This is a genomic window from Luteibacter sp. P1_D3 (assembly GCF_056406135.1).
Window position 1 is genome coordinate 31,288 of sequence record NZ_JBFUAT010000008.1, and the last position, 12,651, is coordinate 43,938.

11 protein-coding genes are annotated in these 12,651 nt (G+C 65.8%); 6 read left to right on the forward strand and 5 right to left on the reverse strand.

The features are described 5' to 3' along the window. Positions 1-8: 8 nt before the first annotated feature. Positions 9-677 (reverse strand): alpha/beta hydrolase, encoded by a 669-nt coding sequence (locus tag AC1DYM_RS07395; RefSeq protein ID WP_477337330.1) that lies wholly within the window; start codon positions 675-677, stop codon positions 9-11. 110 nt (positions 678-787) lie between these two features. Here AC1DYM_RS07395 and AC1DYM_RS07400 point away from each other — a divergent pair, with 110 nt between their 5' ends. Then, the gene (locus AC1DYM_RS07400) at positions 788-1,357 is read left to right on the forward strand and encodes a hypothetical protein (protein WP_477337331.1); all 570 of its coding nucleotides are present in this window, start codon (positions 788-790) and stop codon (positions 1,355-1,357) included. 95 nt (positions 1,358-1,452) lie between these two features. On the opposite strand, the gene AC1DYM_RS07405 is transcribed toward AC1DYM_RS07400, so the two are convergent. The 4 genes from AC1DYM_RS07405 to AC1DYM_RS07420 all read right to left on the reverse strand — a co-directional run bounded on the left by AC1DYM_RS07405 (position 1,453) and on the right by AC1DYM_RS07420 (position 5,652). Then, positions 1,453-2,553, reverse strand: coding sequence for a glutathionylspermidine synthase family protein (locus AC1DYM_RS07405; RefSeq protein ID WP_477337332.1), 1,101 nt, complete (start codon positions 2,551-2,553; stop codon positions 1,453-1,455). Further along, positions 2,553-3,041, reverse strand: coding sequence for a hypothetical protein (locus tag AC1DYM_RS07410; RefSeq protein ID WP_477337333.1), 489 nt, complete (start codon positions 3,039-3,041; stop codon positions 2,553-2,555). The genes AC1DYM_RS07405 and AC1DYM_RS07410 overlap by 1 nt, the downstream gene beginning before the upstream one ends. A 13-nt stretch (positions 3,042-3,054) precedes the next feature. Further along, positions 3,055-3,459 (reverse strand): DUF350 domain-containing protein, encoded by a 405-nt coding sequence (locus AC1DYM_RS07415; RefSeq protein WP_477337334.1) that lies wholly within the window; start codon positions 3,457-3,459, stop codon positions 3,055-3,057. A 90-nt stretch (positions 3,460-3,549) separates the two neighbouring features. Continuing rightward, positions 3,550-5,652, reverse strand: coding sequence for a prolyl oligopeptidase family serine peptidase (locus AC1DYM_RS07420; RefSeq protein ID WP_477337335.1), 2,103 nt, complete (start codon positions 5,650-5,652; stop codon positions 3,550-3,552). Between the two features lie 83 nt (positions 5,653-5,735). Between AC1DYM_RS07420 and AC1DYM_RS07425 the strand changes: the two genes are divergently transcribed. The 5 genes from AC1DYM_RS07425 (at position 5,736) to AC1DYM_RS07445 (ending at position 12,602) form a co-directional block, all read left to right on the forward strand. After that, entirely contained in the window at positions 5,736-8,141 is a 2,406-nt protein-coding gene (locus AC1DYM_RS07425) for a S9 family peptidase (protein WP_477337336.1), read from the forward strand. Positions 8,142-8,489: 348 nt separating this feature from the next. Then, positions 8,490-8,582, forward strand: a complete 93-nt coding sequence (gene kdpF / locus AC1DYM_RS07430) for a K(+)-transporting ATPase subunit F (RefSeq protein ID WP_071924904.1) — start codon at positions 8,490-8,492, stop codon at positions 8,580-8,582. Next, complete coding sequence (gene kdpA, locus AC1DYM_RS07435; RefSeq protein ID WP_477337337.1) at positions 8,579-10,300, forward strand: potassium-transporting ATPase subunit KdpA; 1,722 nt, start codon at positions 8,579-8,581, stop codon at positions 10,298-10,300. The genes kdpF and kdpA overlap by 4 nt, the downstream gene beginning before the upstream one ends. Before the next feature lie 3 nt (positions 10,301-10,303). Then, positions 10,304-12,382 carry a potassium-transporting ATPase subunit KdpB gene (gene kdpB / locus AC1DYM_RS07440; RefSeq protein WP_477337338.1) on the forward strand — a complete coding sequence of 693 codons (2,079 nt, stop codon included), beginning with the start codon at positions 10,304-10,306 and terminating at the stop codon, positions 12,380-12,382. 13 nt (positions 12,383-12,395) lie between these two features. After that, positions 12,396-12,602, forward strand: a complete 207-nt coding sequence (locus AC1DYM_RS07445; RefSeq protein WP_477337339.1) for a hypothetical protein — start codon at positions 12,396-12,398, stop codon at positions 12,600-12,602. Positions 12,603-12,651 lie beyond the last annotated feature (49 nt).

The window sequence follows — 12,651 nt, forward strand, 5'->3', positions numbered from 1 at the left end:
GCAGGCGATCACGCGTTGGCGAAGCGCTCGGTCAGCCAGGCGCGCACATCGGCGATCTCGTCCAGGCTCACCTGGTGAGCCATCGGGTAACTGTGCCAGTCGATGCGATGACCGAGCGACTCGAGGGCCTGCCGCGACTGCTCACCCAGCATCAGAGGGACGATCGGGTCGGCCGTGCCATGCCCCCAGAAGATCGGCGTGGCGTGGTTCGCGCCGGTGCGCTCGGCTTCGATGGTGTCGTGCAGGGGCAGGTAGGCGGACAGGATCATCAGCCCGGCGAGCGTTTCGCGATGGCGCAGGCCGGCGGAGAGCGCCATGGCGCCACCCTGCGAGAAGCCGGCGAGAATGATCCGCGATGCGGGCACGCCGCGCTCTTCTTCGCGGGCGATCAGCGCTTCGACTTCGGCGATCGAGGCGCGGATACCTTCGGCATCCTGCTTGTCCGCGATGGACAGACCCTTGATGTCGTACCAGGCGCACATGGGCGCGTTGTTATTCACGGTAACGGGCCGCACCGGCGCGTGAGGAAAGACGAAGCGCACACCCGGCCACGCCGCATCGACCAGCTCCGGCACGATCGGCGCGAAGTCGTTGCCGTCGGCACCGAGGCCGTGCAGCCAGATGACCGACCAGGTCGGCGAGGGCCGAGTTTCGGTTTCGACGGTGGGCAAGGGCATGATGACTTTTCCTGGATGCGATCAAATATGGTACATCGCAGCCCCATGTAGGAGCCGATTCATCGGCGATGCTCGTCCCATCCACCGCAATATTCCAAGGAACGCGAAGCATGCGGAATACCCTAGCCTCGATCGGTCTCACACTGTCGTTGGCCTTCAGTGCAATGACTACGGCACAAACCTTGCCGCCAACCGGTGGCCTGCCGCCCTGGCATTTCGGAATGACGCCGCAAGAGGTCACGTCGCAGCTAGACGCGGGTCCGTACAAGTCATTCACCAACGGTGATCTCGAGACCTACAACGGCACGTTCGATGGCCGAAAAGAGAACGTACAGTTCTTCTTCAAGGACGGAAAGCTCGTCCGCATAGGCGTCTACCTTTATGAGGGCGAGGACATCAAGGACGCCGGCAAGGTCTGGGCAAACACGTATCGTGCCCTGAAGTCGAAGTATGGAGCCATCGAACTCCCCGACGTCGTCTTCGATCCGCCCACTGCGTTGCCAGAACCCGACCTCGTAGGCACCGTCGCCCAAGGAAATGTCGCCGTGACGGGCAAGTCGCAAATGGCTCCGTTCAACCAACCTGCCGATGCATTCGTCTTCGCGAGTTTCCGCCGTGACAATCCGGCGGGCCACGTCACGTACTACGTCACCGTGATGTACGACCCGCCGCATCGTTGAGTTAGCGACGGGACGCAACCAACCGGAACGTCAGTACCGCAAAAACGATGCATGCAAGAGCCAGGATGGCGGCCGCCCACTGCGCGAACGTGCATTCATCGAAACAGATGAGGCACGAAACAGCTCGTATTGCGCGTGATGCGATCGTCGTCCTCGCGAATACCGATGCCCGCCGGTTCGTCGCCGATCACCCAGGAACCCACCAGCGCATGCCTGCTATCGAAGACAGGCAGCGGCGCGAGCGCCTGATAGATCTGGAACGGCGTGCCCGACCCACGCTGGTGGGCATCCAGCACGACGATGCCCTCGCCTTCGCGACCCCAATACGGCTTCTCTACCACCGCGCCATCGACGTCTTCGCGACGCCGGCTCGCCGGCAACAGGTTCGGATGATTCGGGAAGTACTCCCAGAGCAGCGGCAGGATCGCCTTGTTCGACAGCAGCATCTTCCACGGGGGCTCGACCCACCGCGTTCCGCTGGCGGGAATGTGTTGGGAGAAGGACTCGCTCATCAACCATTCCCACGGATACAGCTTGAAAAGCCGGTCGATCGGCCGGTCGGCGAGATCGATGAAGGCCTTGCCGGACCAGCCGATCGATTCGATGTCGAGGGCTTCCACCGCATGGCCCGCCTGCATGCAGGTGTCGAGCAGGTAGTCACAGGTGGTCGCGTCTTCGGGGTTGTCGTAACACGCGGCGAAGTGCACCCGCGGACCGCCACCGACGGCGCGCCAGCGTTCGATCAGCTTCTCGTGGATCGAGTTGAACTGGTCGGCCTCGGGTGCGACATCTTCGAGCCAGTACCACTGCACGACGGATGCTTCGAAGAGCGAGGTCGGTGTATCGGCGTTGTACTCGAGGAGTTTCGGTGGCGAGTGACCGTCGAAGGACAGATCCATACGACCGTAGAGCGCGAGATCCCGATCGAACCAACTGCGTTCGATCAGTTGCGCCGCGCGATCGTCGAGACCGAGGTCGGCATAGCGGCCGGCGCGAACGATACGGTCGACGGCCTCAAGGCAGAGACCATGCAGCTCCGCGGTCGCCGCTTCGAGCGTATCCACGGCGGCTTCGTCGAACACGTAGCACGCGTCTTCACGCCAGTAGGCCTGGCCGTTGATGGTGTGGAAGCCGAAACCTAGGGCTTCGACCCGGGCTTGCCAGTCCCCGCGCGGCGCGATCGATTCACGCCGCATCAGCCGCCCCGTGCCGATACGCGACCGCTCGAGCCGAAGCCGCCGCGGCTGCCGAAGTCGAAGCCGGTCGGGCCATGCCCGGAACTACCCACGCCGGACGCATAGCTGCGCCCGGGACCGGGATCGCCCTTGATGGGTCCGCTGCGCCAGTCGCTGCGATACCAGGGACCGTAGTAGTGATAGCCGCCGTACCCGCTGCCTGAATAGCCGCCATTCCCTACGGGCTGTTCGCGCGTGCACTGGCCGGTCGCGTAGTCGTGCTCGCAGTCTTCCTGCGAGGTATAGCTGTTGCGTTGCACGTCCTTGCCGCCGAGGGTGGCAAAGCCGACCGCTGCCGCGCCGAGCACGCCCAGCGTGATGGCAACCGTGCGCTTGCGCGTCAGTGGCTCCTGCGGTGGGTAGAACGACGGATGCCGATACTCGGTGGCAGGTTTGAGTGGGGGGCTTCTCCGCGGGACGACAGGCCTCGACTTTCCTTTGTTCGCCATGTTGTCGCCTGCCTCAGTAGGACATCGCGGCGGCATTAAGCGTGCCGACGCAGATGGCGACGATCGCCACGAACAGGGCGACCGACCGGACGTCCTCTTCGATCTTCCGCCGCAGGTCGCGCACCAGCAGGCGAAGCACGAAGTGGGTCAGCAACTGCACGACCCAGGCGACCAGTCCCCACAGGGCGAGGTCGGTCAGGCTCACGCTGTGCGCGATGGCGCTGGCCAGTGGTTGCACGAAGCCGAGCGCCGCGCCGCCGAGGCTGATCGCCGCGGCGAGATTGCCGTCGCGAATCAGCGCCATCTCGCGCTGCGGGGTGATCCAGATGTAGGTCACCACGAAGGCGACGAAGTAGAAGATGCCCAGGGCGAGATACGCCACGAAGGCGGGCAGGGTGAACAGGTCCGAGACGATCACGAACGCTTCCTTGTAGGGCGCGGCCTCCCTTGGCCGCGTCGTAAGGATAGGCGAAATCTCGGCTAGCACCCATCGCCGATGAATCGGCTCCTACTCCCCCAATCCCAGCTCGGTCGCAAAGAACGTCATCGACAGCGCCGCATTACCCACGCGCTGGCTGAACGGCGCACCGATACCATGCCCCGCATTCATCCGCGTCAGCAGCAACACCGGCTGCCCCGACGTCGTCGCATCCTGCAGCGACGCCGCGAACTTGCGCGACTGCCACGGTGCGACACGCGGATCGTTCGCACCCGTGGTCAACAGCACCGCCGGATACGCCGTGCCCTTCTTCACGTTATGAAGGGGCGACCAGGCCAGCGTGGCTTTCGCCTGCGCATCGTCGGTTACCGTGCCGTACTCGCTGACGTTGTAGGGGCCATTGGCGAACGCGGTTTCGTGACGGGGAACGTCGTAGATGCCGACGGCGCCGACCACGGCGCGGTACTGCTCCGGATGCTGGGTGAGGGCCGCGCCCATCAGCAGGCCGCCGTTGCTGCCACCGAGGATGCCCAGGTGCTTCGTGTCGGTCCACTTCGAGGCGACCATGGCCTGCGCCGCCGCGTAGAAATCGTCGAACACATTCTGCTTGCGCAGCTTCTGGCCCTGTTCGTGCCAGGCCTCGCCGAACTCGTTGCCGCCGCGGATGTTGGCGTACGCCAGCACGCCGCCCCGTTCGAGCCACGCGAGGTTGGCGCCGATGAAGCCCGGCGTGACCGGGATGCCGAAACCGCCGTAGCTGTAAAGGATGGTCGGACGCTTCCCGTTGGGCGTGATGCCGTCCATCGAGATCACGGTGACGGGCACCTTGCTGCCGTCCTTCGAGACGCCGTCGACGCGGGTGACGCGAACCTTCGAATAGTCGGCAGCCGGCTTCACTTCGAAGATCGTCTTCAGCGAACCGCTGGCGCCGTCGTACTCCGCCCAATGGGTCGGGGTGGTCCAGCCGACGTAGGAGATCAGGGCCTTGTTCTGGCCGGATTCCGAGGCGATGCCGCCGATGGTCACGCCGGTAGCCGGCAGCGGGACGCGGCGCACGAAGGCCGCCTTGGCGTCGTACTGGTCGGCCCACCAGTCGGGACCGGCGCTACGTACGACCAGGAAGCCGTCGCCCAGCGGCGTCACGCGCTGGATCGCGCCTTCGCCCTGCTCGAGCACGGGGGTGGTCTTGCCGCCTGCACCCACGGCGACGATCTTGCCGCGCGGTGCCCCGGCGAAGCTGACCACGAACAGACGGTCGCCCACCCAGGCGGCCGAGCGCGCGTCGGCATCGTGTCCCAGCACGCGGGCGAAGTTGCCCTTGCCTTCGCGCAGGTAGACCTCGGCCGGGCCGCCGTCGCCTTCGTTGGCGAGCAGAGCGACGGACTTGCCGGCACTGCCTTCGAGCAGGATGTATTCGGCGACGTGCGAATAGCCCTTGCCGAAGACCGTGCGGTCCTTGGTGGCAGGCTCGCCGAGGGTGTGATGGGCCAGCACGGCGTCGAACTCGCGCAGGGCCTGTCCGGCCTTCGGCGTTTCGAAGCGCGCGTAGGTCACGCCCTTCTCGTCGGCATCCCAGGCCAGCGCCTGCGGTGTCGTACCGCCGCCGGCCAGCGGAAGGACGTCGCCGAGCGGCTTGCCGCTGGTGGTGTCGAGGATGTGGATGGTGGTCAGTTCGCTGCCGCCCTCGGCGGTGCCATAGGCGAGGTAGCGGCCGCTCGGCGACGGCCAGTATTCGGTGATCGCCGTGTTGCCATCACCTTGATTGAGATCGACGAGGGTGCGCGTGGGACCGTCTGGCCAGGCCTTCGCGACCAGCACCGGCTGCGGCTGCGGCGGCGTGTTCTCGAAGTAGAACAGGGTGCCGCCCGCCAGGGTCGGCGACGAGCGCGTGGTCGAGGTGATCGCCAGCTCGCGGATGCGCGCGCTCAGCGTCTTGCCCAGCGGCATCGCGCCGATGGTCGCCTCGGTGTACGCGTTCTGCGCGTCGATCCACTTCGTCACATCGGCCGCGTCCGGATTCTCCAGCCAGCGATAGGGATCGGTGACGGGCTGCCCGGCAAGCGTCTCGGCGACCACGTGCTTCGGGGTCGGCGGCGGGGTGCCGGTGGCGGCGTGGGCGCTGAAGGCAACGAAAAGGCTCGCGGCGAGCAGGCGGGGGACGAGGTCACGCATGGGGGACGACTCCGGTGCAGGGGCCCCGAGCGTAGCAAAGGCGCGCTATCCTCGACCGATTTGCCAGACCCGGGAAACGTTCGATGCGCGTACTCGCCGCCGCCCTGCTTACCGTCCTCGCCGCCGCCCCGGCTTTCGCCGCGCCACCGCCGCCGCTGGACATGGAAACCATCATGGCCGACCCGGACTGGATCGGCGCACCGGTCGAGGACGCCTACTGGAGCGTCGACGGCACGCAGCTCTATTACTCGCTGAAGCACGACGGCAGCCCCGTGCGCGATCTCTATCGCGTCGCGGCCACGGGCGCTACGTCCGTGCAGCTCGACCCCAAGGCCGCCGCTGGCGCAGACGGCAGCAAGCTGGTGTTCGACCGCGAGCATCGCCACGCGGCCTTCGTCCGCCACGGTGACGTCTTCCTTCGCGACCTCGGCACGGGTGCCACGGTGCAGGTGACCCGTTCGGCGGCCAAGGAGCGCGACCCGCACTTCTCGTTGGACGGACGCCTGCTCTCCTTCCGCAGCGGCAACAACTGGTTCACCTACGCGGTCGCCGGCGGCCCGGTGACACCAGCCGCCCTGCTCGAAGAGAAGGACGACCCGAAGACGAAGAAGTCCGATGATCTGAAAGACGACCAGCAGGCCATCTTCAAGACGCTGCGCCAGCTGCGCTCGGACGAGGACGCGGTAAAGGCCGATGCCGACGCGCTCGCCGCTGCCGATCCCGGCCAGGCGCCGCAGCCGTTCTGGCTGGGCAAGAAAGTCAGCGTGACCGATACCTCGCTGTCGCCGGACGGGCGCTGGATGGTCGTCGTCACGCAGGATAAGGACACGGACGGCGGAAAGATCGCCGACCTCACCCACTACGTGACGGATTCCGGCTACGCCGAGACGGAGGCCACGCGTGCCTACGTCGGCCGCAACGACCCGGCGCCCCAGTCCCTGCGGCTCCTCGATCTGCGCACCCACACCAGCTACGACCTGGACACGGCAAAGCTCCCGGGTATCGGCGACGACCCGCTGGCCGAGCTGCGCGCGAAGACCGTCGCTGCGCTGCGCAAGGACGGCAAGGGCGACCGTGCCGATGCACTCGCCGCGCCGAAGGTCCGCCCGGTGATCGTCAATGGCGAATACAGCCCGGGCATCGTCTGGAGCGACGACGGTCGCAACGTGGCCGTGCAGTTGCGGGCGATCGACAACAAGGACCGCTGGATCGCCACCGTCGACTTCGACAGGCACGCACTGGTCAGCCAGCACCGCCTGACCGACAAGGCCTGGATCAATTGGGACGGCAATGACTTCGGTTGGCTTCGCGATGGCCGCAGCCTCTGGTACCTCAGCGAGGAATCCGGCTTCGCCCAGCTCTACACGCGCCCGCTGGGCGGCAAGGCCACGGCGATTACCAGCGGCCGGTTCGAAACCGACCACCCGGTGCTCAGCCCGGACGGTTCGACCTTCTACGTGCGTACGAACCAGGTCGCCCCGTACAGCTACGACATCTATAGCGTGCCCTCGACGGGTGGTGCACTGACCCGCATCACGCATTTCGAAGGCCTGGACGACTTCAGCCTGTCGCCGGATGGCCGCTCGCTGGCCGTCCTGCACTCGTCGTCGTACGTGCCTTCGCAGCTGGCCACGATCGGTGTGGACGGCGCCGCCGTCCACGAGCTCACCGACACACGTAAGCCCGGCTACAAGGCGCACGACTGGATCGCGCCGAAGATCGTGCAGGTCCCTTCCAGTCACGGTGCCGGCACGATCTGGGCGAAGTTCTACGGCCCGGCCGATGGCAGCAACGCAGCCTCCCGCCCGGCGGTGATCTTCGTCCATGGCGCCGGCTACCTGCAGAACGTCCACCTGTCGTACCCGGCGTACTTCCGCGAGCAGATGTTCCACAATTTGCTGGTCCAGCGCGGCTATGTCGTGATCGACATGGACTACCGCGCATCCAAGGGTTACGGCCGTGACTGGCGCACCGCGATCTACCGCAACATGGGCCATCCGGAACTCGACGACCTGCTCGACGGCAAGGCGTGGCTGGTGAAGAACCAGCACGTGGACCCGAAGCGCGTCGGCATCTACGGCGGCAGCTACGGTGGCTTCATGACGCTGATGGCGCTGCTGCGCGCCCCGGGTGAGTTCGCCGCCGGTGCCGCACTGCGTCCGGTCACCGACTGGACCAGCTACAACCACGAGTATTCGGCCAACATCCTCAACGATCCGCAGCTCGATCCCGAGGCGTACGCCACCAGCTCGCCCATCATGTATGCGGACAAGCTGTCCGATCCGCTGCTGATGGAGCACGGCCTGATCGACGACAACGTGCTGGCCAGCGACACGGTCCGCCTGTACCAGCGTTTCATCGAGCTGCACAAGAAGAACTTCTGGATGTCGCTGTACCCGCTGGAGCGCCACGGCTTCGTCCACGCGGACTCCTGGTACGACGAATACCGCCGGATCGACGAGCTGTTCCAGCAAAACCTCGAAAAATGACGCGGTGGTAGGAGCCGATTCATCGCCGATCCCGCGGCAGCGGGCCAGGGTTTGGTAGGAGCCGATTCATCGGCGATCCCGCGGCAGCGGGCCAGGGTGTCGCGAGCACCCAATCGCCGATGAATCGGCTCCTACAACCGCCGCCGTGTAGAAAATTTACGCAGAATTTACGGGTGCCGCGGGGCGCGATACGCCCCTCATATCGCTGCGGGAGAACAATGCGCCGTCTTCTTCGACGGAATGCACCCGTGGAACTCCTGTACGTCCTTCTCGTTATCGTCCTTACGGCGCTGACGATCGGTTTCCTCATGATCTGCGACCGACTCGGTCGTCGTTGAGGAACCCGCCATGACCTTTTCCCTGATCATCGCCACCGTGGTCGCGGTCGCCCTTGTCGGCTACCTCTGCGTCGCCCTGCTGAAGCCGGAGTGGTTCGAATGACCGCGAACGACTTCTTCCAGGTCGGCCTGTACCTGGCCGTCCTTCTCGTCCTGGTGAAACCCGTCGGCCACTACATGGCCCAGGTGTTCGCCGAGACGCCGAACCGCGTCAACCGCTTCGGTGCACGCGCCGAGAACCTGCTCTATCGACTGTCCGGCATTCGTGCCGACGAGGACATGAGCTGGAAGCGCTATGCGATCGCCATGCTCGCGTTCAACGTGGCCGGCCTCGCCGTCGTCTACATCCTCCAGCGCACACAGCAGTGGCTGCCGCTGAACCCGCAGCACTTCGGCGCGATCACGCCGGACTCGGCGATGAACACAGCCGTCAGCTTCGCCTCGAACACGAACTGGCAGGGCTACGGCGGCGAGTCGACGATGAGTTACTTCACCCAGGCGATCGGCCTGGCCGTGCAGAACTTCCTCTCGGCGGCGACCGGCATCGCCGTGCTGATCGCGGTCATCCGTGGCTTCAGTCGGCGCGGCGTCGCGGCCGTGGGCAACTTCTGGGTCGACATGACCCGCACCACGCTCTACGTGCTGATTCCCTTCTCCCTGGTGATCGCCCTGTTGCTGGTTTCGCAGGGTGTGGTGCAGAACGTGTCGGCCTACGTGGACGTCGCGACCTTGCAGCACGGCCAGCAGACCTTGCCGATGGGCCCGGCGGCCTCGCAGATCGCGATCAAGATGCTCGGCACCAATGGCGGTGGCTTCTTCAACGCCAACTCCGCGCATCCGTTCGAGAATCCGACGCCGTTCTCCAACTTCGTCGAGATGCTGGCGATCTTTCTTGTTCCGGCGTCACTTTGCTACACCTTTGGCAGCATGGTCGGCGACCGCCGCCAGGGCTGGGCGTTGCTTGCCACCATGCTGCTCATTTTCGTGCCGCTGACGCTGGGACTCGTAGCCGCCGAACAGGCCGGTAACCCGGCGCTGCACGGACTGGCCATCGATGCACAGGCCTCGGCCACGCAGGCCGGTGGCAACATGGAAGGCAAGGAAACGCGCTTCGGCATCGCCGCCTCGGGCCTGTTTGCCGCGATCACCACGGCGGCCTCGTGCGGCGCCGTGAACGCTGCCCACGACTCGCTCACGCCGCTGGGTGGCCTGGTGCCGATGTGGTTGATGCAGCTGGGTGAAGTGATCTTCGGCGGTGTCGGCTCGGGTCTGTACGGCATGCTCGCCTTCGCCGTCGTCGCGGTGTTCATCGCCGGACTGATGGTCGGTCGCACACCGGAATACCTCGGCAAGAAGATCGAAGCGCACGAGATGAAGATGGCGAGCCTCGCCGTGCTGATTCCCTGCGCCCTGGTGGTGATCTGCACCGCCATCGCGGTGATGACGCCGGCTGGTATCGCAGGCGTATCCAATCCGGGTGCGCACGGCTTCAGCGAGATCCTCTACGCCGTGAGCTCGGCCTCGAACAACAACGGCAGCGCCTTCGGCGGCCTCTCTGCCAACACGCCCTTCTGGAACGTATTGCTGGCGATCTGCATGTTCCTCGCCCGCTTCCCACTCGCGATCGCCATGCTCGCCATGGCCGGCTCGCTGGCTGCCAAGGGCCACGTGCCCGAGACCGCCGGCACCTTGCCGACGCACACGCCGCTCTTCGTCACCCTGCTTGCCTGCGTCGTCATCGTCGTCGGCGCACTGACCTTCCTCCCGGCACTCGCCCTCGGGCCGATCGCCGAACAACTGATGTCCGCCACGGGCCACTGATCCATGACTTCCCAAGCCCATACCCCGCGCGGTTTCGATCGCGCGCTGGTGACTCGCGCCCTCGTCGACGCGTTCCGCAAGCTCTCGCCGCGCCTGCAGTTCCGCAACCCGGTGATGTTCGTGGTCTTCGTGTGCAGCGTGGCGACCACGCTGCTCTGGGTGCAGGCCCTCACCGGCCACGCCGAAGCACCGACCGCGTTCATCTTCTGGGTCAGCCTCTGGCTGTGGTTCACCCTGCTGTTCGCCAACTTCGCCGAAGCACTGGCGGAGGGGCGCGGCAAGGCCCAGGCCGATGCGCTGCGCGGTTCCCGTCGGGACGTGATGGCGAAGAAGCTCGCTTCGGCGGATCGCCACGCACCCATCGTGTTCACGCCGTCCAGCGAGCTTCGCCTGGGCCACCATGTGCTCGTCGAAGCCGGCGAGATCGTCCCGGGCGACGGCGAGATCGTGGTGGGCGCCGCCAGCGTGGACGAGAGTGCCATCACCGGCGAATCCGCTCCGGTCATCCGTGAGTCCGGCGGCGACCGCAGCGCGGTCACCGGTGGCACGCGCGTGCTCTCCGACTGGATCGTGGTACGTATCAGCAGCAACCCGGGCGAGAGCTTCCTCGACCGCATGATCTCGATGGTCGAGGGCGCCTCACGTCGCAAGACCCCGAACGAGATCGCGCTGACGATCCTGCTGGCCAAGTTCACCCTGATCTTCCTGCTGGCCTGCGCGACGCTGCTGCCGTACTCGATCTATAGCGTGCAGGCCGCCGGTGTCGGTGAACCGATCAGCCTGACCGTCCTCATCGCCCTGCTGGTCTGCCTGATCCCGACCACGATCGGCGCCCTGCTCTCCGCCATTGGCATCGCAGGCATGGATCGCATGATCCGCGCCAACGTGATCGCCACCTCCGGCCGCGCGGTCGAAGCCGCCGGCGATGTGGACGTGCTCCTGCTCGACAAGACCGGCACGATCACCCTGGGCAACCGCCAGGCCGTGGCCTTCTATCCGGCGCCGGGCATCGAGGAACGCGAACTGGCCGAAGCCGCCGAGCTGGCCTCGCGCGCTGACGAAACGCCGGAAGGCCGCAGCATCGTCACCCTGGCCGCGAAGTACATCAGCGTGAGCGTCAGCGAGCGCCGCCACGACGATCGTCGCGCCGAGTTCGTGCCGTTCACCGCGCAGACCCGCATGAGCGGCGTGGATGTCGGCACCCGCCATATCCGCAAGGGCGCGATGGATGCCGTCGAGCGCTACCTCGACGGGCAGGACAGCCATCTGCCACCGTTGGTCCGTCGCATGGCCGAAGATGTCGCCCGTCGTGGCGCCACCCCGCTTATCGTGGTCGACGGCTCGCTGACCCTGGGCGTGGTCGAGCTGAAGGACATCGTCAAGGACGGGATCAAGGAGCGCTTCGCCGAGATGCGCAAGATGGGCATCCGTACCATCATGATCACCGGCGACAACCCGCTCACCGCGGCGGCGATCGCGGCCGAGGCCGGTGTCGATGACTTCCTCGCCGAGGCCACGCCGGAAGCCAAGCTCAAGCTCATTCGCGACATGCAGGCCGAGAACCGCCTGGTGGCGATGTGCGGCGACGGCACCAACGACGCGCCCGCGCTGGCCCAGGCCGACGTCGCCGTGGCGATGAACAGCGGCACGCAGGCGGCGAAAGAAGCCGGCAACATGGTCGACCTGGATTCCAACCCGACCAAGCTGATCGAGGTTGTCGGCATCGGCAAACAGATGCTGATCACCCGCGGCGCGCTGACCACGTTCTCCATCGCCAACGATATCGCCAAGTATTTCGCGATCATTCCGGCGGCCTTCGCCACGACCTACCCGGCGCTCAACGCGCTCAACGTGATGCACCTGGCCACGCCGCGCAGCGCGATCCTGTCGGCGGTGATCTTCAATGCGCTGATCATCATCTGCCTCATTCCGCTCGCGCTGAAGGGTGTGGCCTATCGCGCGCTCGGTGCCGGCGCGCTGCTGCGACGCAACCTGCTCGTCTATGGGCTCGGCGGCATCGTCGTCCCCTTCATCGGCATCAAGTTGATCGACATGTTGCTGGTCCTGTTCGGACTGGCCTGACCGAGGTCGCCCCATGCATTCCGTGAAGCTCACCGTTTTCATCGAAGACCACGCCGACCTGGACATGGAAGTCCGCGTTGTCGCCCCGGATCACGACGTCGCCGTTGCGGGCGCGCCGGTCGCACAAGTCGCTCCGGTCGCCGTCATGAAGCCGCACATCGTTCCGGTGCCAACGCCCCACGACGACGAATACACGCTCGGCGGTTACGCGGGCATCTGAAACACCTGGTTTCCGAAACGTACGACTCATTCCATCCCACCGATAAAGG

Bases quoted from the DNA above. Each gene is read 5' to 3' on its own strand.
- AC1DYM_RS07395 (WP_477337330.1), bottom strand. From the start codon at position 677: ATGCCCTTGCCCACCGTCGAAACCGAAACTCGGCCCTCGCCGACCTGG.
- AC1DYM_RS07400 (WP_477337331.1), top strand. From the start codon at position 788: ATGCGGAATACCCTAGCCTCGATCGGTCTCACACTGTCGTTGGCCTTC.
- AC1DYM_RS07405 (WP_477337332.1), bottom strand. From the start codon at position 2,553: ATGCGGCGTGAATCGATCGCGCCGCGCGGGGACTGGCAAGCCCGGGTC.
- AC1DYM_RS07410 (WP_477337333.1), bottom strand. From the start codon at position 3,041: ATGGCGAACAAAGGAAAGTCGAGGCCTGTCGTCCCGCGGAGAAGCCCC.
- AC1DYM_RS07420 (WP_477337335.1), bottom strand. From the start codon at position 5,652: ATGCGTGACCTCGTCCCCCGCCTGCTCGCCGCGAGCCTTTTCGTTGCC.
- AC1DYM_RS07425 (WP_477337336.1), top strand. From the start codon at position 5,736: ATGCGCGTACTCGCCGCCGCCCTGCTTACCGTCCTCGCCGCCGCCCCG.
- kdpF (WP_071924904.1), top strand. From the start codon at position 8,490: ATGACCTTTTCCCTGATCATCGCCACCGTGGTCGCGGTCGCCCTTGTC.
- kdpA (WP_477337337.1), top strand. From the start codon at position 8,579: ATGACCGCGAACGACTTCTTCCAGGTCGGCCTGTACCTGGCCGTCCTT.
- kdpB (WP_477337338.1), top strand. From the start codon at position 10,304: ATGACTTCCCAAGCCCATACCCCGCGCGGTTTCGATCGCGCGCTGGTG.
- AC1DYM_RS07445 (WP_477337339.1), top strand. From the start codon at position 12,396: ATGCATTCCGTGAAGCTCACCGTTTTCATCGAAGACCACGCCGACCTG.